Annotated in this window: 21 protein-coding genes; 9 read left to right on the top strand and 12 right to left on the bottom strand. The window is 71.1% G+C overall.

The genetic code is table 11. From position 1 onward, the window contains the following. Positions 1–9: 9 nt before the first annotated feature. Entirely contained in the window at positions 10–879 is an 870-nt protein-coding gene (locus Hbl1158_RS08815; protein ID WP_234296666.1) for a universal stress protein, read from the top strand. A gap of 7 nt (positions 880–886) precedes the next feature. Here the strand turns inward: Hbl1158_RS08815 and fdhF are convergent, their stop codons facing one another. The 9 genes from fdhF to Hbl1158_RS08770 form a co-directional block, all read right to left on the bottom strand. Next, a complete protein-coding gene (gene fdhF / locus Hbl1158_RS08810; RefSeq protein WP_234296664.1) occupies positions 887–4,333 on the bottom strand; it encodes a formate dehydrogenase subunit alpha in 3,447 nt (1,148 codons plus the stop codon). Further along, on the bottom strand, positions 4,330–5,901 hold the full coding sequence (locus tag Hbl1158_RS08805) for an NADH-ubiquinone oxidoreductase-F iron-sulfur binding region domain-containing protein (RefSeq protein ID WP_234296655.1): 1,572 nt from the start codon (positions 5,899–5,901) through the stop codon (positions 4,330–4,332). The genes fdhF and Hbl1158_RS08805 overlap by 4 nt, the downstream gene beginning before the upstream one ends. Positions 5,902–6,024: 123 nt before the next feature. Next, positions 6,025–7,191 carry a Gfo/Idh/MocA family oxidoreductase gene (locus Hbl1158_RS08800; protein ID WP_234296653.1) on the bottom strand — a complete coding sequence of 389 codons (1,167 nt, stop codon included), beginning with the start codon at positions 7,189–7,191 and terminating at the stop codon, positions 6,025–6,027. Positions 7,192–7,209: 18 nt separating this feature from the next. Continuing rightward, positions 7,210–8,178, bottom strand: a complete 969-nt coding sequence (locus Hbl1158_RS08795; RefSeq protein WP_234296651.1) for a sugar phosphate isomerase/epimerase — start codon at positions 8,176–8,178, stop codon at positions 7,210–7,212. A 105-nt stretch (positions 8,179–8,283) separates the two neighbouring features. Continuing rightward, complete coding sequence (locus Hbl1158_RS08790) at positions 8,284–9,363, bottom strand: hemolysin family protein (protein WP_234299502.1); 1,080 nt, start codon at positions 9,361–9,363, stop codon at positions 8,284–8,286. A 97-nt stretch (positions 9,364–9,460) separates the two neighbouring features. After that, positions 9,461–10,543, bottom strand: a complete 1,083-nt coding sequence (locus Hbl1158_RS08785; RefSeq protein ID WP_234296649.1) for a Gfo/Idh/MocA family oxidoreductase — start codon at positions 10,541–10,543, stop codon at positions 9,461–9,463. Continuing rightward, positions 10,540–10,839, bottom strand: a complete 300-nt coding sequence (locus Hbl1158_RS08780) for a hypothetical protein (protein ID WP_234296647.1) — start codon at positions 10,837–10,839, stop codon at positions 10,540–10,542. The genes Hbl1158_RS08785 and Hbl1158_RS08780 overlap by 4 nt, the downstream gene beginning before the upstream one ends. Positions 10,840–10,853: 14 nt before the next feature. Beyond that, positions 10,854–11,921 (bottom strand): TrmB family transcriptional regulator, encoded by a 1,068-nt coding sequence (locus Hbl1158_RS08775; protein WP_234296645.1) that lies wholly within the window; start codon positions 11,919–11,921, stop codon positions 10,854–10,856. Between the two features lie 37 nt (positions 11,922–11,958). Further along, entirely contained in the window at positions 11,959–12,927 is a 969-nt protein-coding gene (locus tag Hbl1158_RS08770; RefSeq protein ID WP_234299501.1) for an aldo/keto reductase, read from the bottom strand. Between the two features lie 168 nt (positions 12,928–13,095). On the opposite strand from Hbl1158_RS08770, the gene Hbl1158_RS08765 reads away from it, so the two are divergent. From Hbl1158_RS08765 to Hbl1158_RS08730, 8 genes are all read left to right on the top strand, one after another. After that, positions 13,096–13,593, top strand: a complete 498-nt coding sequence (locus tag Hbl1158_RS08765) for a 50S ribosomal protein L11 (protein ID WP_234296643.1) — start codon at positions 13,096–13,098, stop codon at positions 13,591–13,593. A gap of 245 nt (positions 13,594–13,838) precedes the next feature. Then, positions 13,839–14,477 carry a 50S ribosomal protein L1 gene (locus Hbl1158_RS08760; RefSeq protein WP_234296641.1) on the top strand — a complete coding sequence of 213 codons (639 nt, stop codon included), beginning with the start codon at positions 13,839–13,841 and terminating at the stop codon, positions 14,475–14,477. Further along, positions 14,474–15,526, top strand: a complete 1,053-nt coding sequence (locus Hbl1158_RS08755; RefSeq protein WP_234296632.1) for a 50S ribosomal protein L10 — start codon at positions 14,474–14,476, stop codon at positions 15,524–15,526. The genes Hbl1158_RS08760 and Hbl1158_RS08755 overlap by 4 nt, the downstream gene beginning before the upstream one ends. A gap of 18 nt (positions 15,527–15,544) precedes the next feature. Beyond that, a complete protein-coding gene (gene rpl12p, locus Hbl1158_RS08750) occupies positions 15,545–15,895 on the top strand; it encodes a 50S ribosomal protein P1 (protein ID WP_234296630.1) in 351 nt (116 codons plus the stop codon). Positions 15,896–16,118: 223 nt separating this feature from the next. Further along, a complete protein-coding gene (locus Hbl1158_RS08745; protein WP_234296619.1) occupies positions 16,119–17,342 on the top strand; it encodes a tripartite tricarboxylate transporter permease in 1,224 nt (407 codons plus the stop codon). Positions 17,343–17,411: 69 nt separating this feature from the next. Continuing rightward, positions 17,412–17,597 carry an HVO_2753 family zinc finger protein gene (locus Hbl1158_RS08740; RefSeq protein WP_234296611.1) on the top strand — a complete coding sequence of 62 codons (186 nt, stop codon included), beginning with the start codon at positions 17,412–17,414 and terminating at the stop codon, positions 17,595–17,597. A 2-nt stretch (positions 17,598–17,599) separates the two neighbouring features. Continuing rightward, positions 17,600–17,866, top strand: coding sequence for an elongation factor 1-beta (locus Hbl1158_RS08735; protein WP_222922314.1), 267 nt, complete (start codon positions 17,600–17,602; stop codon positions 17,864–17,866). 227 nt (positions 17,867–18,093) lie between these two features. Beyond that, on the top strand, positions 18,094–18,540 hold the full coding sequence (locus Hbl1158_RS08730; protein WP_234296602.1) for a universal stress protein: 447 nt from the start codon (positions 18,094–18,096) through the stop codon (positions 18,538–18,540). Between the two features lie 3 nt (positions 18,541–18,543). On the opposite strand, the gene Hbl1158_RS08725 is transcribed toward Hbl1158_RS08730, so the two are convergent. From Hbl1158_RS08725 to Hbl1158_RS08715, 3 genes are all read right to left on the bottom strand, one after another. After that, positions 18,544–19,668, bottom strand: a complete 1,125-nt coding sequence (locus Hbl1158_RS08725) for a biotin--[acetyl-CoA-carboxylase] ligase (RefSeq protein ID WP_234296600.1) — start codon at positions 19,666–19,668, stop codon at positions 18,544–18,546. After that, the gene (locus Hbl1158_RS08720) at positions 19,665–20,117 is read right to left on the bottom strand and encodes a universal stress protein (RefSeq protein WP_234296592.1); all 453 of its coding nucleotides are present in this window, start codon (positions 20,115–20,117) and stop codon (positions 19,665–19,667) included. Before Hbl1158_RS08720 ends, Hbl1158_RS08725 begins: the two co-directional genes overlap by 4 nt. Before the next feature lie 128 nt (positions 20,118–20,245). Continuing rightward, positions 20,246–21,691 (bottom strand): bifunctional UDP-sugar hydrolase/5'-nucleotidase, encoded by a 1,446-nt coding sequence (locus tag Hbl1158_RS08715; RefSeq protein WP_234296590.1) that lies wholly within the window; start codon positions 21,689–21,691, stop codon positions 20,246–20,248. Between the last annotated feature and the right edge of the window lie 86 nt (positions 21,692–21,777).

The raw sequence follows: 21,777 nt of genomic DNA, 5'->3' as shown, positions 1-21,777 counted from the left end.
CGCGCGAGCATGTACGACGACATCCTCGTCCCGTTCGACGGGAGCGACGGCGCGACGAGCGTGCTGTATCACGTCGGCGAGATCGCGACGCGGACCGACGCGACCGTCCACGTGCTCTACGTCGCCGACACCGATCGCGACTCCGTCTCGGTCGTCCGGGGGCGGGCGATCGACGCGCTCGTCGCGGAGGGCGAGGACGTGGTCGACGAGGCCGCGGGCGTCCTCGCGTCGCTGGGCGTCGACCACGAGACCGACGTGATCCAGGGCAACCCGGTGTCGACGATCGTCGCCTACGCCGACCGGACCGACCAGGACCTGATCGCGATGGCGACGCACGGGCGAAGCGGGATCGCGCGGTTCCTCGCCGGCAGCGTCTCCGAGCGGGTCGTCCGCCTCTCGTCGGTGCCGGTGCTTACCGCGCGCATGAAGGCGGACGAACGGCTCTCGTTCCCGTACGAGCACGTGGTCGTCGCCACCGACGGCAGCGACGGCGCGGCCCGCGGCGAGCGCCACGGCGTGTCGCTGGCGGCGACGCTCGACGCCACGCTGCATGCGGTCTCGATCGTCGACGACGACGGCCTCGCGGCGGGCGTTCGCGCGGCGCTCGCGGACGCGGGCGACGAGATCGCCGAGGCCGCGGTCGAGGACCTCGTCGACGACGCGGAGGCCGCCGGCGTCGAGACCCGACGCCACGTCGGCCACGGAACCCCGGTCGAGGGGATCGTCGAGTACGTCGAGTCGAACGACGTCGACGCCGTCGTGATGGGGACCACCGGCCGCCGCAACACCGACCGGATCCTCCTGGGGAGCGTCGCAGAGCAGACGGTCCGGACCGCGCCGGTTCCGGTGATCACCGTCGGCGACCCCGACGGAGACTGAGTCTCGATCAGTCGTCGTCGACCGACCCCGTCGGGTCGGGCCGACCGGTCGTTCCGGAGCGGCCCGACGAGGGGGCGGCGTCGCGTCCCGCCCGACTGTCGGCGTCGACTGGGCTCACGCGAACGCTCGACACCTTGTACTCGGGGATGCCGCTGTCGGGGTCGAAACGCTCGCCGGTGAGTTCGTTCACCGCGCCGTCCGCGAAGTGCATCGGAACGAACACCACCCCGTCGCCGGGGCGGTCGCTGACGGTCGCGTGCACCTCGATCGCCCCGCGGGGCGACTCCACGCGCACGCGGTCGCCGTCGGCGATCCCCAGTCGCTCGGCGGTCGCGGCGGTGATCTCCACGAACGCCTCGCCGACGTGGTCCATGAGCCCGTCGACCCGCCTGGTCAGGGTGCCGGTGTGCCAGTGGTACAGCACGCGGCCGGTCGTCATGGTGAGCGGGAACTCCTCGCTCGGGAGGTCGCCCGGTTCGCCCGTGTCGGCGGGGACGAACCGCGCCCGCCCGTCCGGGAAGTTGAACCCCTCCTCGTAGAGGTACGGCGTTCCCGGGTCCGACTCGTCCTCGCAGGGCCATTGCAGCCCCCCCTCCGCGCGGAGGCGTTCGTGGCTGATGCCGCCGTAGATCGGCGCGACCGTCGCGATCTCGTCCATCACGTCCGCCGGACCGTCGAACGCCCATGGGTCGCCGGCGTGGTCGATGCGACTCGCGAGGTCCCGGAGGATCGCCCAGTCCTGGCGCGCGTCGCCCGGCGGGTCGGTCGCCCGCCCGACCAACTGGACGCGCCGTTCGGTGTTCGTGAAGGTTCCCTCCTTCTCGGAGAACGTCGCCGCCGGCAACACCACGTCGGCGTGCTCGGTCGTCTCCGTCGGGAAGACGTCCTGCACGACGAGGAACTCCAGGGCCTCCAGCGCCTCCTCGGCGTGCGAGATGTCGGGTTCCGACAGCGCGGGGTTCTCGCCCATCACGTACAGTCCTTCGACGTTCCCCGCGAGCGCCTCGGTGAACACCTCGGGCACGGTCAGCCCCTCCTCGCTCGGCGGACGGACGCCCCACGCGTCCTCGAACTCGTCGAGCACGTCGGGGTCGCCCGGGTCGCGGTAGCCGGGCAGGAGGTTCGGGAGGGTCCCCATGTCGCCGCCGCCGCCCTGGACGTTGTTGTGGCCGCGGAACGGCGAGACGCCCGCGCCGGGCTTGCCGAGGTTTCCGGTGACGAGCGCGAGGTCGGCCAACGCGAGGACGTTCTGCGTGCCGTGGCCGTGCTGGGTCATCCCCATCGCCCACCCGAAGACGACCGAGTCCGCGGTCGCGATCGTCTCGGCGGCCTCCCGCAGTTCCTCGGGCGGGACCCCCGCCAGCCGCTCCACCTCCTCGGGCGTGAACGGCTCCACCTTCTCGCGCAGCGCGTCGAAGTTCCGGGTGCGCTCCTCGATGAACGCCTCGTCGTGGAGATCGTTGGCGACGATGTACCGGATCAGGCCGTTGATCCACGCCACGTCGTACCCCGGTTCGGTGCGGACGTACTGGCTCGCGTGCTCGGCGATCTCGACCTCTCGGGGGTCGAACACGACCAGGTCCGCGCCGGCGTCGACGTTGCGCGTGATCCGCGTCGCGAGCACGGGGTGGCTCTCGGTCGTGTTCGACCCGGTGATGAGGTAGGCGTCCGCCTCGCCGATGTCCTCGTTGATCCGGTTCGACATCGCGCCGTAGCCGAGCGTCTGCTTCAGCGCCGCGACCGTCGAGGAGTGACACAGCCGCGCGCAGTTGTCGACGTTCTTGGTGCCGAGGACGCCGCGCGCGAACTTCTGCATCAGGTAGTCCTCCTCGTTGGTGCACTTCGAGGAGGCGAACGTCGCCAGCGCGTCCGGCCCCGAGCGCTCGCGGATCGACTCGAACCCCTCGGCGACCCGCGAGAGCGCCTCCTCCCACGACGCCTCGCGCAGTTCGCCGTCGTCGTCGCGCACCAGCGGCGTCGTCAGTCGCTCGTCGCTGTTGGCGAACTCGTAACCGAACTTCCCCTTCACGCACGTCGAGAAGTCGTTCACCGGCGCGTCCGCCGGGTCGTCGGTCGGGACCGCCCCGAGCACCTCGTCGTCCTTCGAGACCAGCTGGAAGCGACAGCCGACCGCGCAGAAGCCGCAGGTGGTCTCGGTGAACTCCACGTCCTTCAGGCGGTGGTCGGCGACCCGGCTCGCGACGTCGAACAGCCACCCCTCCTTCATCGTCCGCGCCGCCAGCGACTCGGCGGCGTGCTCGCCCGCCAGCAACGCCGACCGACCGGCGTCGCCCGCCGTCCGCTTCGCCCATCTGAACGCCGAGGCGAGCCCGTTCGACTCGGCGCGCTCGCGGGTCGGCGATCGGCCGGCCTCGCCGCGGTCGCCCCCGTCGCCGCCGTCGCCACCCCTCGAACCGCCCGTCTCGCTCGTCGCCCGCGCCGCCTTCTCCGCGTCCGCAGTCAGCGACTTCCCGACGCTGTTCCGGTGGGAGAACCCCGGGATCGGAAGCGTCGCGAGTCCCGCCAGTCCCCGTTCGGTCAGCGACCCCGTCGGACAGACCGTCGCGCAATGGCCGCAGGAGACGCACGCCGAGTCGGCCATCGTCTCGGCGTCGGACTGGAAGCCGATCTCGGTGTCCTCGCCGGTGCCCTCGATCCGGAGGACGCCCGACATCTGCACGTCGTTGCAGGCGTCGACGCAGCGCGCGCAGGTGATGCACTTGTTGCGGTCGATCTGGATGAACGACGAGGTGTCGTCCAGCGGCTCGTACTCGCTGCGCTCGTCGAAGACGCCGAACCGCGGCTCCTCGACACCCGCCTCGATCGCGGCGTCCTGTAGCTCGCAGCGGCCGTTCTGGTTGCAGGTCGTACACCGGAGGTTGTGGTCCGAGAGGACGAGGTCGAGGTTCACCGCCCGCGCCTCGCGGGCGTCGGGGCCGTCGGTCCGAACCGTCACGCCGTCCCCGACGGGGTGCGAGCAGGCCGGGACCAGTTCCCCGTCGGCCTCGACGGTACACGTCCGGCACGTCGAGCGCGGGCCGATGTCGTCCGAGCAGTCGCCGCCGTCGCGGTCGTACGCACACAACGCGGGGACCGTCCCCTCGTACTCCGCCCGCTCCATCGCGTCCAACAGCGTCGCGTCCGCGGGCACCGACACCGCCGTGCCGTCGACGGTGACGGTGACCGTTCCGCCGTCGCCGTCGCCGCCGGCGACCGCGTTCCCTTCGCCGTCCTCGGCCGCTTTCTCGCCCCCGCAGTCGCACGACCCGCAGCCACAGCCGTCGTCGCCGCTCTCGCCCGTCCCGACGGGCGGGTCGGCCGCCGTCCCCGGCGCGAACGTCTCGGTCAGCGGCGTCGACGTGCGCTGGTCGGACACCCGCGACGCGTCCGGGACGCGCGGGAGCGGGTCGGGGTCGTCGTTTCCGCCGACCCCGTCGGCTCCGTCGGCGCTCACAGGTCACACACCCCCGCGGGGCAGCGGCCCTCGGCGTGCGCACGCAGGGCCCCCCCGAACTCCTCGAGTGCGGTCGCGAGCGGTCGGGCGGCGTCGCCGCCGAAACCGCACATCGACGTGCGACCCATCGTCCGCGCCAGCTCGCGCAGCCTCGACTCGGCGAACTCGCCGGCGTACACCGCCCGGAGCAGTTCGTGGGCCCGCACGCTCCCGGTGCGACACGGGACGCACCGACCGCAGTTGTCCTCGCGGGCGACGCGCATCCGCCGGCCCGCGACGACGACCGGACAGCCGCCGTCCGGGCCCTCGGCGAACGGCTCGATCGAGCCGTTCGTGCCCAGCCCCGCCCCGCGCAACGCCGGCGCGGACGCCGGCGTGTCCAGGTCGCGCGTCAGCCCGCCGAACTGTCCCCCGACGCAGGCGAACGCGCCTCGGTCTCTCGTCGGTCCCGTCCCGCCGGCCAACTCGTCGGCGACGAGCGCGCGGGACACGCTCGCGTCGGTCGGGAGTTCGACCGTGCGTCGCTCGGGGCCGACAACCGTCATCAGCCTGGTTCCCGGGTCGGCAGCGTCGGCGTCGAACCCGTCGGGGTCGGCGACCGCGCGCTCGATGGCCGCGAGCGTCCGCGGGGTGTGCACCAGCGTCGGGCGCTCGAACAGCCCCCACGCCTCCGGGTTCGGCGGTCGCCGACGGGCCTCGATCCGGTCGTTCCCCTCCAGCGACTCCAGCACGGCCGTGTGTTCGGCGGTCATGTAGTCTGGGTCGCCCCCGACTACCTCCACCGTCAGGTCGGTCCGGTCGCCGACGCGGTCGCCGGCCGTTCGCACCCGCTCCGCGATCACCGGCTCGTCCTCGGGGACGACCGCGACGACCTCCGCCGCGTCGACCGCGCCGGCGGCGACGACCGCCCCGGCCATGACTCGTCCGGCGAGGCTCGCGAGCAGGAGTCGGTCGCCGTCGGCCTTCGGATCGGCGTCGAGTCCGTTCACGACGACCACCGGGTCGCCGTCGGCGTCGCGGGCCTCGCGCCACCCCTCCGAAATCGGCTCGTCGCGCCGGGCGTCGCCCCAGCCGCGACCGCGCAGGCCGAGCCGCGAGACGAGTTCCAACGCCGCCTCGCCCGACAGCGCCGTCTCGCCGACCGCCGCCGGCGACGCGACCGCCGTCGGATCGGTCCACCCGGCACCCCGGAGGGTTCGTCGCGTGCCAGCCGAGAGCGGCCCGTCGCCGACGGGGAAGTCGTCGGTTCCGGGCTCGTGGTCGACGACGCTCGCCGCGCCGTCGACGGGGAGGTCGCCCTCGGCGAGCATGCTCACCAGGCTCGCGGCGCGGTTCGGACCCACCGACCGGTGCGCCGCGGTTCGACCGTTTCGGGTCACGGCGACGACCGGCAGATGGACCGTTCCGGGCGACCCGACCGCGAGCGTCTCGACCGGCGCGCCGGTCGCGTCGGTCGCGGCGTCGGCGGCCTGTCGGGCCGCCTCCAGCACCGCTCGCCCCTCCGGGCCGTCGAACGCGACGCGGACGGTCGTCGTGCCCGCGCCGCCGTCCGTGTCGGCTGTGGTCATGTCCCACGCTTTCGCGGATTCGGGCAAAAACGTTCGCACGGTCGGCGTCGAAGGCACCGACTGCTGACGACCGATAGCGGACGACCGACAGCGGACGACCGACAGCCGCCCGCGGCGTCCCGTTCAGTCGAGGTCGACGCGGACGCCCTCGGCGTCCGAGCGCTCGATCGCATCGAGCACGCGCTGGACCTCGTAGGCGTCCTCGAAGTTCGGGGTGAAGTCGTTCCCCTCCGCGGCTCCGGCGACTTCGTCGCCTCCGTCCGTGGTGCTACGCGCCACGCTCTTCAGGAACTCGTAGTTCTCGTGGACGAACGTGTGCTCCCAGCCGATCACGTGGCCCGGCGGCCACCAGTGGTCGATGTACGGGTCGTCCTCATCGGTGACCAGCACTGTCTCGTACCCGCGCGCGTCGCCCGTCATGACCTCTAACTCGTTCAGCCGCTCCAGTGAGAACCGCAGGCTTCCAGCGCTGCCGTGGACGGCGATCGTGTGGTCGTTCTTGTGGCCCTCCGTCACCCGGGAGGCCTCGAACGTCGCCATCGCGCCGGAGTCGTATTCCACCTGCGCGGAGTAAGCGTCGTCCACCGTGACGGGTCGCGTCTCGCCGTCCTCGCCCTCGACCGGGCGCTCGTCGGTGAACGTCTTCAGGTGGCCGGAGACGCTCGCGGCCTCGCCGACGCGGTCGCCGACGAGGAAGCGCGCGAGGTCGATCGTGTGCGCCCCCAGGTCGCCGAGCGCGCCGGATCCGGCCATGTCCTCGTCGTTGCGCCAACTCCACGGCGCGTCGGGGTCCGAGAGCCAGTCCTGGAGGTATCGGCCCCGAACCTGCCGTATCTCGCCGAGTTCGCCGGCGTCGATCAGCCGCTTCGCGTAGCGGATCGCCGGGACGAACCGGTAGTTGAACGCGCAGGCGGCGGGAACGTCCGCCTCGGCGGCGGCCTCGCGCATCTCCTCGGCACCCGCGAGCGTCGGCGCGAGCGGCTTCTCACAGAGGACCGGGGTACCGGTCTTCAGCGCCGCGATCGACGGCTCGACGTGGAGGTGGTTCGGCCCGAGGTTGTAGAACGCGTCCACCTCGTCGATCACCTCCCGCCAGTCGGTCGCGGTACGTTCGAAGCCGAGCGTGTTGGCCGCCTCCGCGAGGGCCGCTTCGTCGCGTCCGATCACGGTGTGGCGGTTCGTCTCCGGTGCGTCCTCGAAGAACATGGGAAGGCGGTCGAGCGCGTTCGCGTGCGCCTTCCCCATGAAGCGGTACCCCAGAACGCCGATGTCGATAGGTTCGTCGGTCATGTCGTGATCGCTCCGTCGCTACTCCGCCCAGTAGGCGTCGCCGGGACTCGTCTCGAAGCGCGCGCGCTCCAGCAGGTCGACGGCCTTCTCCAGCCCCTCGCGGGAGGAGGTGAGCGCGTCCTCGTGTTCGATCGAGAGCGCGCCGTCGTAGCCGACCATTCGGAGCGTGCTCACCACGTCCCTCCAGTGCTCCTCGCCGTGGCCGTAGCCGACCGAGCGGAACAGCCACGAGCGGTTCTCCGTGTCGGCGTAGTCGGTCGTGTCGAGCACGCCCTTCTCGCGCGAGTTCGACTCGTACACCTTCGTGTCCTTCGCGTGGACGTGGTGGATCGCGTCGCGCTCGCCGAGCAGCCGGATCGCCTCGGTCGCGTCGATCCCCTGCCAGTAGAGGTGCGAGGGGTCGAAGTTCGCGCCCACGCGCTCGTTCGTCGACTCGCGCAGTCGAAGCACGCCGCGGGGCTCGTACACCAGCATGTTCGGGTGCATCTCGATCGCCAGGTCGACGCCGTGGTGATCGGCGTGCGCGGCGAGATCCGACCAGTACTCCTCGGCGACCTCCCATTGATACGCCTCGGCTTCGGCGTGTTCGGCGGGCCACGGTGCCGTGATCCAGTTCGGCACCTCGTCGTTCGGACCGCCCGCCGGCAACCCCGAGAAACAGGTGACCGTGTCGACGCCGAACTCGTCGGCCAGTTCGACGGCCTCGCGGAGTTCGCGGTCGGCCTCGCTCGCCGTTTCCTCGTCGGGGTGTAACGGGTTGTTGTGGGTCGCGAACGCGCTCACGCGCAGGTCGTGCTCCGCGAGGTCCGTCCGAAGCGCCTCTCGGGCGTCCTCGTCGGTCAGCAGCGCCTCGCGGTCGGTGTGATCCTGTCCGGGGTGGCCGCCGACGCCGAGTTCGACGACCTCGACGCCGATCCCGGCGAGGTACTCGAACGCGTCCGTGCGGGACCGCCCGCCGAGCGGGACGGTCAGTACACCGATATTCATGATCGCGGATTGTACAACGATCCGAATAAACCTATATGTCGGACGGGTCGGACGCGGCCCGCGACCGCGGACGGTCGTCATCGCCCCGGCGTCGCGTGAGCGCGCTCACTCGCCGACCTCGCGCTCGGCGGCGCGTCGGTCCATCGGGTCCTCCAGTTCCCCCATCACCTCCTCGAAGGCGTCGGTGGCGGTCACCAGCCCGCGGATCTCGCCGTCGGAGACCACGAGCGCGAGCTCCTGTCCCTCCATCTGAAAGCGGTCGACGGCGTCGGAGACGGTCGTCTCCGGCGACAGCGTCATCGGCGGAGCCGCGATCTCGCGGAGGTCGAGGTCGGGGTCGTCGAGCCGGTCGACCTCGCGGATGAGCGCCGGCACGTACACGATGCCGAGGAACTCCTCGCCGTCGTCACCCAGGAGCGGGAACCGCGTGTGCGGGTGATCGCGCATCGCCGCGAGGTTCTCCGCCGGCGCGTTCGCGGTCGACAGCGAGACGATCTCCTCGGGCGGAACCATGATGTCGGAGACGGTCCGTTGGCCCACCCGAAGGGCGTTGACGATCTCCTTGCGCCGCTCCGCTGCGAGGTCGCCCTCCTCCAGCGTCGAGGAGAGCCTCCGACGGAGGTCGGCGCGAGACTCGATCACGTCCTCCTCGGTCTCCAGCCACGCGCCGGTCATCTCGATCCCGAACAGCTTCAGCGTCCCCTTGGCGATCCAGTCGCCGAACGTGATGAGCGGCGAGATCAGCGCGTGGAAGTAGTACAGCGGCGTCGCGCCGTAGCGCGACACCAATCGCGAGCGCTCCACGCCGAGGTACGTCGGCGTCTGCTCGCCGTGCGTGAGGTGGAGGAGGTTGATGATCGCGAACGCGATGATCGCACCCGCCCCCACCGACGCCAGCGCGGTGTTCTCGAACAGCGGCGCGAACAGCGCCGCGAGCGCCGGTTCGGCGACGATCCCGACGGCGATGCTCGAGGCGGTGATCCCCACCTGGCAGGTGGTCAGGTAGATCTCGAGGTTCTGGGTCATCTCCCAGGCCCGTTCGAGCGAGGGATTGTCGCCGATGAACTCCTCTTCGGTAAACTGTCTCGCCCGGGTGAGCGCGAACTCGATCGCGACGAAGAAGCCGTTCGCGAGAATGAGTCCGACGCCGGCGACCAACCGAAGGAGTACCTCCGGCGTCCCCATCGCTGTCGTAACCATCGCCCGCGGGTTCTCCATGGAGGGATAAAAACCGGACGGCCGTCGGCGACGCGGTACCGCGGTCGGGGGGCGGAGCCGCCGGCTACTCGTCGAGTCTGACGGCCCGCCCGGCCTCGGTCGAGCGGTAGATGGCGTCGATGACTCGCTGTACCGTCATCGCCTGCCCGACCGTGTTACGGGTGAGATCCTCGTCGGTGGCGACCGCCTCGAGGAACGCCGCCTGCTCGGCGCTGTGGGTGTCGACATCGCGGGTGTCGACGCTCGTGTCGGTGAGGTGGTTGTCGCCGCCGACGCCGCTCTCGAACAGCGTGAGATCGCCGCTGGCGCGGTCGAAGCGCGCGCCCGCCTCCGTTCCACGGACGAAGAAGTCGTCGTTCTCCGGGCGGTTCGTCGCCCACGCGGCCTCCAACGAGACGGTCGTGTCGTCGGCCGTGCGGACGAACGCGGACACCGAGTCGTCCACGTCGAAGTCCTCGGGGCCCGAGTCGTTGCCCCACATGTCGATGTAGGCGTAGTCGTCGCGACCGCCGAACTCCGATCGTGCGACGCCGGAAACCTCGACCACCTCGGGGAAATCGAGGACGTGCAGCGCGAGGTCGATGGCGTGGACGCCGATGTCGATGAGGCTGCCGCCGCCGGAGACGGCCCTCGACGTGAACCACGAACCCCGTCCGGGCACGCCGCGCCGACGGACGTAGTTGGCCTCGACGTGACGGATATCACCGAAACGGCCCGCTCGTTGGTAGTGCTTCAGTACCTCCACGGGAGCCGCAAATCGGTTGTTGAATCCGACCATGCAGATCCCCTCGGCCTCACGGGCGGCCGCCGCGATGCGCTCGGCCGACTCCAGCCTGTGCGCGAGTGGCTTCTCCAGCAGCACGTGGAGGCCTCGCTCCAGCGCGGAGACAGCGTACTCCTCGTGGAACCGGTTCGGCGTCGTGACGAACACGGCATCGACGAGGTCGTACAGTTCCCCGGCGTCCTCGAGGGCCTCCGCGTCGAACTCCCGGACGAAGCGCTCGCGCGCGTCGGCGTCGACGTCGACGCCGCCGACGAGGTCTGCGCCGAGGGATTCCAGCCGTGTCGCGTGGTGGCGGCCGATCCCCCCGAGCCCGACGATCCCGACGCGGATCCCGGACGGGTCGAAGCCGTCGACGAGCGTCATCGTTCGACCTCCGCGGACCCTGGGATCAGGTAACACATACCACTAAACCGAACGAGGGCGGAGTCGGTATAGCTGTCGTTCCCGTTCATCGCCCGTGGGCTCGGGTTCGGCTTCTCGCGTGCGTGTCTCCGCTTCGGCTTCTCGCATGCGTGTCTCCACTTCGGCTTCTCGCATGCGTGTCTCCACTTCGGCTTCTCGCATCGCGTGCCGGCGTCCGCGGCGGTCGTGGCAATCCTGGCGGCCCTCGCGCCCCCGAACGTCGTGGGGATCGCCTCGCCGGTCCCGTCGTCGAACACGGAAACCACCCTCCTCACTCGACCGTCGGCGCGTCGACGATCGTGAGTCTCGTCCCCTCGAGGTCCTCGACGATCGCGCCCCACCCGCCGACGCTGACGCGCTCCCCGTCGGCGTCGAGGACGACCGTGACTCGGCCGGCCAACTCGAAGCCGGTGTCGGCCTCCGAGGCGAACGGAACGCGGACGTCGACGACGGTCCCCTCGACCGTGCGCTCCTCGCCGGTGTCGGTCTCGTACCCGTCGACGCGGAGCCGGACCGGGGCGTCCTGCCAGTTCAGCTCGCGGAGGTCGCGGACCAGGTGACGGATGTCGAGGTACTCGGTCGGAAGCCCAGGGTCGGTCGCCTCGTACACGGTCTCCCACGGCTCCCACATCGTCGTGAGGAAGAACCAGTAGAACACGTACGTGTGCGTCCGGTCGTTCACGAGCACGCCGTAGCGGTCGTACGAGTCGGGGTGGTGTGCGAACGACGCCCGCCGTCGGTCCGCGAGCGCGACGAACGGCGCGGGGAGCGGCCGGTGGCGCGCCTCCACGCAGACGCCCTCGAACAGAGTCGGGTCCGGACGGGTCTCGGCGTCGTCGGTGTGAACGGAGACGCGCACGGAGACGCCGCGCTCGGTCGCGTCGCGGAGCGCGGGCGCGAGTCGCTGGAGGTTCGAGACAGTCGTCGAGAGGAGAATCTGGTGGGCGGCGTCCTCGATGAACGACTCCGCGCGCTCGATGACGGTCCGGAACTGCGTGACGATGCTCGCGCCGCCGGCCTCCAACTCGGGCTGCTCCCACCGCCGTTCGACCTCCTCGGCGGCCGCCTCCAGTCGGTTCGCGCGGCTCCGGAGGTCGTCCAACACGACGGACGGACTGTGTGCGCGCGCCTGCAACGAGCCGGCCTCGTACGTCTCGACGTACTCCCGCTCCTCGAGAGTCCGCAACACGTCGTAGATACGGGGAGCGGGAACGCTGCTCGCCTCCGCCACGTCAGTCGCCGACGCCGTCCCGAGCTCCAGCAGCGCGACGTACGCCTCCGCCTGATACGGCGACAGGCCCGCCGCCTCTAGCGTTTCGACGAGCGATTCCGTCTCCATACCTCGCTCCCGGACGGAGCGGGGAAAACCATACCGCCTACGCCTCCGGGTACCGCGGGGTCTTCGGCTCGGTGATCCGGGCAACCTGGCCGGGCGACAGGTCGAGCGACACGGCGGCCGCGTTCTCCCGAAGGTGCTCGCTCGTTCGCGGGCCGATGATCGGCGCTGTGACCGCGTCGCGCTCGAGCAGCCACGCCAGCGCGACCTGTGCGGGAGTGGCGTCGACCTCGCTCGCGACCGCCTCGACCGCCTCCAACACGGCCCAGTTCTCCTCGGTGAAGTAGCTCCGAACGGACTCGGAGGCGGCCGCGCGCGTCCCCTCGTCGGGCTCTGTCTCGGGTCGGTACTTGCCGGTGAGAAAGCCCCCGGCGAGCGGCGACCACGGAATGACGCCGACGCCCTCCCCTGCACACACCTCGAGGAGGTTCTCCTCCTCGTAGCGGGCGACCGCCGAGTACTCGGGCTGCATGCAGGCGAAGCGCTCGTAGTCCTCGATGTCGCTGGTGTACAGCGCCTTCGTGAACCGATAGGCCGTCATCGTCGACGCGCCGATGTAGCGAACGCGCCCCGTCTCGATCAGGTAATCCAGCGCCGAGAGCGTCTCCTCTATGGGCGTCTCGTCGTCCCAACGGTGGATCTGATACAGGTCGATGTAGTCGGTGTCGAGGCGGTCGAGGCTCGCCTCGGCCTGATCGAGGACGTGCTTTCGCGAGAGCCCCGAGGCGTTCGGTCCGTCGCCCATGTCGCCGTACACCTTCGTCGCGAGCACGAGCTCGTCGCGGTCTGCGGAGGCGACGGCATCGCCCACGATCTCTTCGGACTCCCCGGTGGAGTAGACGTTCGCGGTGTCGAGGAAGTTGATCCCCAGATCGAGCGCCTCGTGGATCAGGTCGACGCTCGCGTCGCGGTCGTTCATCATCCAGGGCCGCTCGCTGCCGAAGTTCATGCAGCCGAGACACAGCCGGGACACCTCGAGGCCGGTGTCGCCGAGGCGGGTGTACGCCATCGCGTCGGAGCCGTCGCCACTCATGGGAACGACCGGGCGCGGCGGGGGGATAAGGCCCGGTGATCGCGAGGCGTCGATCGCGGCACCGCCTGCGTGGCGATCGCACGCACACGGCCGAAATCGGTCGCAAAGACAATGCTTAAACGACGCCGACGGGAACGCGAGAACATGGCTGGAACCATCGAAGTGCTCGTTCCCGGCGGCCAGGCCACTCCCGGCCCGCCGCTCGGTCCCGAGCTCGGTCCGACGCCGGTCGACGTGCAGGCGGTCGTCTCCGAGATCAACGACCAGACCGCCGCGTTCGACGGCATGGAAGTGCCCGTCACCGTCGAGTACGACGACGACGGCTCCTTCAGCATCGAGGTCGGCGTCCCGCCGACGGCGGAACTGATCAAAGACGAGGTCGGCTTCGAAACGGGCTCGGGCGAGCCCCAGAAGGACTTCGTCGCAGACATGACCGTCGAACAGGTCCGGACGGTCGCCGAGCAGAAGATCTCCGACCTGCTCGCGTACGACGTGAAGGCCGCCGCCAAGGAGGTCGGCGGCACGTGCGCCTCCCTCGGCGTCACCATCGACGGCGAGGACGCCCGGACCTTCGACGACCGCGTCGACGCCGGCGAGTACGACGACGTGCTCGTCGACGACGAGGCCGAGGCGACGGCGTAACCGCCCACATCGGTTCCACTTCTCGTTCCCGGCCGCCGGATCCGGCGGCCGGTTCGCGATCGCATCCGCGCCAGCGACGGCACCGCGACCGCCGCGCATCGCCGCGGAGCGCCGTGTGAACGGCTCTCGCGCTCCTCGTCCCTTCGACGGTCTTAAGTGTCGCGTGGGTGGATTCCACGGTGAGACAGGCGTACGCCTGTTTCACTGACCCGTAGGAGCATTCCTGCGTACTACGGAGGTGAAAAATGGCAGATTCAATCGAGGACGCAGTATCCCAAGCACTGGAGGACGCCCCCCCTCGCAACTTCCGCGAGACCGTGGATTTGGCGATCAACCTTCGGGACTTGGACCTCAACGACCCGTCGAATCGAGTCGACGACGAAGTCGTGCTCCCGGCCGGAACCGGCCAGGAGACACAGATCGTCGTCATTGCGGAGGGTGAGACAGCCCTCCGTGCGGAAGACGTCGCAGACGACGTCCTGTCGGGCGACGACCTCTCGGACCTCGCATCCGAGGAGAACGACGCCAAGGATCTCGCCGATGAAACCGACTTCTTCATCGCCGAGGCCGACATGATGCAGGACGTCGCGTCCAACCTCGGGCGCATCCTGGGGCCGCGCGGCAAGATGCCGACGCCGCTCCAGCCCGACGACGACGTCGTCGAAACCGTCAACCGCATGAAAAACACCGTTCAGATCCGGTCCGGGGACCGCCGCACGTTCCACACGCGCGTCGGTGCCGAGGACATGAGCGCCGACGAGATCAGCGACAACATCGACGTGATCATTCGGCGACTGGAGGCGGACCTCGAGAAGGGGCCGCTCAACCTCGACGGCATCTACGTCAAGACGACGATGGGGCCGTCCGTGGAGGTGCCCGTATGAGCAGTTCCGCCGAGGAGCGCAAGACCGAGACCATCCCGGAGTGGAAGCGTCGGGAGGTCGCCGAGCTCGTCGAGTTCGTCGAGTCGTACGACGCCGTCGGCGTCGTCGACCTCACGGGCATTCCGAGCCGGCAGCTCCAGGACATGCGCCGCGACCTGCACGGGCAGGCCGAACTGCGGATGTCGCGCAACACCCTCATCGAGCGCGCGCTCGAGGAGGCGAGCGTCGGTGCCGGGGACCTGACCGAGTTCGTCTCGGGCCACGTCGGCCTCATCGGGACCAACGACAACTCCTTCGGGCTGTACAAGCAGCTCGAGGCGTCGAAGACCTCCGCGCCAATCGGCGCGGGAGAGGTCGCCCCGAACGACATCGTCATCCCCGAGGGTGACACGGGGGTCGACCCCGGTCCGTTCGTCGGCGACCTCCAGCAGGTCGGCGCGGACGCCCGGATCGACGGCGGGTCGATCAAGGTCATGTCCGACTCGCACGTGCTCGACGCGGGCGAGGCGGTGTCGGCCGACCTCGCCAACGTGCTCGGCGAACTCGGCATCGAGCCCAAGGAGGTCGGACTCGACCTTCGCGCCGTCTTCGCCGACGGCGTGCTGTTCGAGCCCGACGAGTTGGCCATCGACGTGGACGAGTACCGCGCGGACGTGGAGTCCGCCGCGGCGGCGGCGCGCAACCTCTCGGTCAACGCCGCCTACCCGACCGCCCGCACAGCGGGCACCCTGCTCGGCAAGGCCGCCGGCGAGGCGAAGTCCGTCGGCCTGTTCGCCGCCATCGAGGACGAGGAGCTGATGCCCGACCTCGTGACACGCGCGGACGCGCAGCTGCGCTCGCTCGCGGCGGCCATCGACGACGACGAGGCGCTCCCCGAGGAGCTCCGCGGCGTCGAGGCCCCCGCGGCCGAGCCGGCCGCCGAGGCCGATACCGAGGAGGAGACGGACGAATCGAGCGACGACGAGGACACGGAAGCCGAGCCCGCGGACGCCGACGACGATGACGACGACGGCGACGGAGCCGAGGGCCTCGGCGAGATGTTCGGATAAGACACACTACACAGGACCATGGAATACGTTTACGCTGCACTCATCCTGAACGAGACGGACGAGGAGATCAACGAGGACAACGTCACGGCGGTGCTCGAAGCCGCCGGCGTCGACGTCGAGGAATCCCGCGTGAAGGCCCTCGTGGCCGCGCTGGAGGACGTCGACATCGAGGAGGCCATCGACACGGCCGCCGCCGCGCCCGCCGCGGGCGCTGCCGGCGGTGCCGCCGGCGGTTCGGCCGACGAGGCCGAGGCTGACGCCGACGACGGCGACGACGAGGCCGACGAGGAGGAGGCGGCCGAGGAGGCCGCCGACGACGATGACGACGACGAGGGCTCGGGCGAGGGCCTGGGCGAGCTCTTCGGCTGACGCCGGCGACGCTCACCTCGACGCCGTCGACTCGACCACCGATCGCACTTCTTTCGACGCCGCGACCGCACCGGAAGCGGCCGCACCGGGCCGCACCGGACCGCACCGGGCCGCACCGGGCCGCACCGGGACGCCGCTCGCGGACGGGTGGGGAGTCGTCGCCACGGGCAACGGGGAGCCGCCGGCGAGCGTTCAAGTAGGATGACGGTGCCACTCCCGCGCGGTGCTCTCGCTCACGGTCCCGTCGGTCGGCGCAACGCTGCTGGCGTACACGCTCGCGGGGTGTGCGCTCGGCTGTTGCAGCGGACTGTTGCCGGGGCTGCACGCGAACAACTTCGCGTTCCTACTGGCGGCGGCAGCGCCCGCCGTCGACGCGCCGCCGCTTCCCCTCGGCTGTGCGATGCTTTCGGCCGGGATCGTCCACACGTTCCTCGACGTGGTGCCGTCGCTGGCGCTTGGAGTCCCCGACGCCGCGATGGCCGCCGCCGCCCTCCCGGGGCACCGTCTCGTGGCCGAGGGTCGGGGTCGGGAGGCGCTGCGGCTCTCGGCGATCGGGTCGGGCGTCGCGCTCGCGGGGTCGATCCCGCTCGCGGTCGCCGTCACCGCCGGGATGCGGGTGGCCTACCCGTACCTTCGGGCGTGGCTCCCGGTCGTGCTGGGCGGCGTCGCGCTCGCGCTGGTGGTGACCGAGGCGACGAATCGTCGCCGGATCGCGGGCACGGCGTCGTTCGCGCTCGCGACGGCGTTGGGGGCGGTCACGCTCGACGCGCCGACGGATCCGCTGGTGGCTGCCGGCGGGATCCTCGCGCCGCTGTTCGCGGGGCTGTTCGGCGTGCCCGTCCTCGCGGACGCACTCGGCGGCGACGGCGTTCCCCCACAGGCGGACGCGCGGCTTGGACTGTCGCCCCGGGAGGTGACCGGCGCGGCCGCCGCGGGCGCTGGCGGAGGTGCGGCCGTCGGGTACCTCCCGGGCGTCTCCGCGGGCGTCGCGGCCGTGCTGGCGTTGCCGGCGACGAGGGGACGCGATCCGGCCCGAGAGTACGTCGTCGCGACCAGCGGGGCGAACACGGCCACGGCGGTGTTCGCGCTGTTCGCGCTCGTCGCCTTCGACGCCCCCCGATCGGGCGTGCTCGTCGCGATGCGAGACGCCGGCGTCCCGGCGACGCTCCCGCCGTTGCTCGCGGCGACGGTCGTCGCGGGCGCGGTCGGCGTCGTCGCTGTCGTCGCCGTCGGCGAGGCGGCGTTGCGGGCGGTCGGCCGGCTCCCGTACCGACCGCTGGTCGCTGCGGTGCTCACGGGGCTGGTCGTGCTGTCGTTGCTGTTCGCGGGACCGTTCGGCGTGGTGACGCTCGTGGCGGCCGCGGCCGTCGGCTTCGTCCCGGTTCGCCTCGGCTGTCGACGGGTTCACCTCATGGGGGTGTTGCTCGGGCCGCTGATCCTCGCGTGAATCGGACCGGTCGCGAGCGTGGCCGGTCGAAAGACAACCGTTAAAAACCGCGCGCCGGTCTCTAGCCGTATGAGTCAGTCAGAGCCGGACCAGCGCTCGGAGCGGCGCTGCGTCTCCTGTGGCATCAACGTCGCGGGGACCGCGGCGGCGACGTTCAGTTGTCCCGACTGCGGTACGCAGATCAGTCGCTGCGCGAAGTGCCGAAAGCAGAGCAACCTCTATGAGTGTCCCGACTGCGGCTTCCGAGGGCCCTGACGATGGGGAAGGTCGCAGCCAAGATGAAGGTGATGCCGCAGAGCCCCGACATCGACCTCGACGAGCTCCAGCAGAAACTGGAGGAGTCGCTTCCGCAGGGCGCGGAGATCCGTAACGTCGAGCGCGACGACGTGGCGTTCGGCCTGGTCGCCCTGCTGCCGATGGTCGTCGTCCCCGACGACGCCGGCGGCACCGAGGCCGTCGAGGAGTCGTTCTCCGGCGTCGAGGGCGTCGAGTCCGTCAGCGTCGAGGAAGTCGGCCGCCTCTAGAACGCATCGAGGATCGACGCAGTCGGTCCCGTTTTCGCCGCCGCTCTCGTCCCCGACCAGCCCCGGCTCAGTCCCAGACTCCTTCCGGATCCCTCCGAGCCACGCCCGAGCCGTCTCCGGATCGTTCCGCCCGCCCGTTACGAATCGAAAAGGGAAACCGCGAGACGACGGTTCGATCGTGGGAAGGCTTAATGCGGGCGGGGATATGAGCTACGACAGACGTTCACATGGGGATGTACGACCGGATCCTCGTCCCGACCGACGGCTCCGACGGCGTCGAGCGCGCGGTCCGTCACGCCGTCGACTTGGCGGTCCAGCACGGCGCGACCGTCCACGCGCTGTACGTCGTCAACTCGGCGTCGTACGCCGGGATGCCGATGGAGTCGAGTTGGGAGGGTATCGACCAGATGCTCAGGGAGGACGCCGAGGACGCCGTCTCGCTGGTGGAGGCGCTCGGCGACGACTACGACGTCCCGGTCGAGACCGCCGTCATCGACGGCTCGCCCAGCGGCGAGATCGTCCGCTACGCCGAGGAGAACGACTGCGACCTGATCGTGATGGGCACCCACGGCCGCGGCGGGATCGACCGCCTGCTGCTCGGGAGCGTCGCCGAGAAGGTCGTCCGCGGGTCGTCGGTGCCGGTACTCACCGTCCGCGTGGCCGGCGACGACTGAGGCTCACTCCCCGACGGGTCGGAGGTGGTCGCAGTCGCCGGCCGTCACCCGCGTTCTCCCGTCGGCGGCGTCGACGATGAGCGCGCCGGGGAACTCGATCCCGACGGCCTCGCCCTCGACGACGCCGCCCGGGGTGTCCACCCGGACGCGTCGGCCGACGGTGTCGGCGTACTCCTCCCACGTCGACACCGCCCCGCGGAGGTCGCCGCGGAGGGCGTGAAACTCTTCGAGCACTCGCTGGACGAGGGATCGACGATCGACCGGCTCGCCGCGCTCGGCGAGCAGGCTCGTCGCGCCGGCGTCGGGCGGGAGGTCCCCGATCGCCACGTTCGCGTTCAGGCCCACGCCGACGACGAGCCAGGAGACCCGGTCGGCCTCACCCTCCATCTCGGTGAGGATCCCGCACAGCTTCCGCCCCCCGCGCCCCGCGTCCCCCCCACCGGAGTCGCTCGCGGCGGCTCCGCCGTCGTCCGGGTCGTCGCTGTCGCCCACGAGCACGTCGTTGGGCCACTTGATCCGGGCGTCGACGCCGGCCTCGCGGCAGGCGCGCGTGACCGCGACCGCCATGGCGAGGGTGTAGGCGGGCGCGTGCGCCGGCGGCACGTCGGGCCGACAGACGACGGACAGCCACACGCCGCCCGGCGGCGACGACCACTCCCGGTCGAGTCGCCCCCGCGAGGCGGTCTGCTCGTCGGCGACGACGACCGCGTCGGCGACGCCGTCGCCCGCCAACTCGCGCGCGCGGTCGTTGGTCGAGCCGATGCTGTCGTGGTACTCGACGGCGAACGGGGCGTCGAGTCCGTGGGCGATCGCCGCCCCCGAGTAGCCCGACGCGTCGCCGACGCGGTAGCCCTCGTCGCCGCTCTCGACGGCGAGACCCGCCTCCCGGAGCGCCTCGACGTGCTTCCAGACGGCCGCCCGCGAGACGCCCAGCCGGTCGGCCAGCGTCGGCCCGGAGACGGGACCGTCCGCGAGCGCGTCGAGGAGCGCCCGTCGGGTGGCCGGGAGACCGACCCCGTCGGGGCCGCGGTCGCGGCGATCGGGACCGCCGTCGGCGTCCCGATCCGTTCGCTCGTCACGGTCGTCGCCCGCGTTTCCGTCGTCGTTCGCGTCCCCGTCGCCGCTCATCGCTCGTCGTTCCCGCCGTCGGCGGACGCGATCCCGCCGGTCTCGCCGTCCGGACGGACGGTGATGACGGTCGCGTCGAGTTTGCCCTTCAGGAACGACTCGATGTCGGGGTCGGAGAACAGCCGCTGGATGGTCCGCCGCCAGCGACTCGCCTGCTTCGCGCCGATGACCACCACGTCGGCGGCCTCGGCGGCGACCTCGTCGAGGATGGTCTCCTCGACGAGAAAGCCCCGTCGCACCACGTACCGGATCTGCGGGAGCCGACCGAACTCCCGCTCGACGGCTCGCTTGAGGTCCGTCCGCGTGACTTCCTTTCCGTCCTGGTAGAGGTCGACGTGAAGAACGGTCAGTTCGGCGTCGCGCTCGTCGGCGATCCGGATCGCCTCCGACAGCGTCGCCAGTGAGTGGTTCGAGAGAGGGTATCGCACCGGGACGACGACCAGCGTCATTGTCGAGTAGTCGACGCGAGGGCGGGTAAACACTTCTCTCCCGGCCGGCCTCGCTCGGGTCTCGTCGCTCCGACCCCTGTCACGCCGGCGTCACCCGTCGCCGCCGGCGTCACTCATCGCCGCCGGCGTCACTCATCGCCGCCGGCGTCCCCGCCGGTCGTTCCGGACGCTCGGGGTTCCCCGCCAGGGGAGTCGATCCCGGGGCGCTCGTCGCCGGACACGCGGCGGATCCGTCCCTCGATCTCGGGGTCGATCCCGTGTTCGCGGACGTACTCGGCCAGCACCTCGTGTTGGATCCCGTGCTCGCCGGCGCGGTGTCGCTGGCCGATGACGGGAAACTCGTGATCGGAGTGGAGAATGTACTCCGGGGTGGCGACGCGGTACAGCGACTCGGGATCGACGGGGTCGCCGGCGACGGTCGCCTCGACGAGCACCTCGCGATCGTCGTCCCAGACGACGCGCGCGCCGCTGAGATGGCCGTGCCACCAGTCCTCCTCGCCGAAGTCGACGACGGCCGCGGACATCTGCCTGAAGGCGTCCAACAGCTCCGCGCCCGTCACCTCGACGACGACGATCGGCTCCTCGAACGGGAGCACCGAGAGGAGGTCCGCCTCCGTCACCTCGCCCGCGAGGTCGTGCCCGAGCCTGAGCCCGCCGGCGTTCTGCAGCCCCACGTCGGCGTCGGCGGCCCACCGGTACGCGTCGGCGACGACGTTGCCGATCCGGCACTCGCCGCCGTGGACGGTCGCCTCCGAGCGCTCGATCGGCTCGTCGACGCGCCCCACCGCCCGGTCGAGCCCCGCGGCCGCGATGCGCTCGCGGAGGCCGTCGGCGACCCGCTCGTCGACCGGCGCGTCCGCGGGACCGTGACGGGTGACGCTCGCGCCGTCGTCGTCGAGGGCGACCTCCAGCACGGTCTCGCCATTGACGCCGGGACGGGTGCACAGCGTCTCCTCGACCGTCTCGACGCGCTCGCTGTGGACGTGCCCGCCGAGCACGAGGTCGATCCCGTCGACGGCGGCGAGGTCGTCGTCGCCGCCGCCGAGGTGCGAGACGGCGACCACGTGGTCGACGCCCTCGGCGCGGAGGTCGGCGACGGCCTCGCGGGCGGCCTCGTAGGGGTCCGTGAACTCCATGTCGGCGGCCATCGGATTCAGCGAGTCTGTCGCCGGGTCGGTGACGCCGAAGAAGCCCACGCGGTCGCCGTCGACGCGCTCGACGGTCCACGGGACGACGCCCTCGGCCTCGGCGAACCGCTCGCCGTCCTCGTCGTACACGTTCGCCGAGACCCACGTCTGCGGGGAGTCGGTGACGACCGCGCGGGCGGCGTCGCCCCCGAAGTCGAAGTCGTGGTTGCCGAACGTCTCCACGTCCGTGTCGATCGCGCGGTAGAAGTCGACCGCCTGGCGTCCCGACGAGACCGTCGCCGCGACGCCTGGGGCCGTGTCGTCTCCGGAGCCGACGACGGCGGCGTCGGGCCCGTCGAGATCGGTGATGAGTCCGGCGAGTCGCCCCGCGCGCTCGGGGTCGTCGTAGACGTTCTCGATGTCCGAGTAGTGGACGAATCGGGGCATTCGGGTAGCTGTGTCGTGTGGGGTGGCGGCCAAGAACGCTCCGGGTTCGATCGACCGACGGGTGGCCGACTCGCGCGACCGGCGCG

Source organism: Halobaculum sp. CBA1158 (assembly GCF_021431925.1).
Classification (GTDB): Archaea; Halobacteriota; Halobacteria; order Halobacteriales; family Haloferacaceae; genus Halobaculum.
Note: the sequence above shows the minus strand (reverse complement) of the source record. Positions and strands in the feature narration are given on the sequence as shown.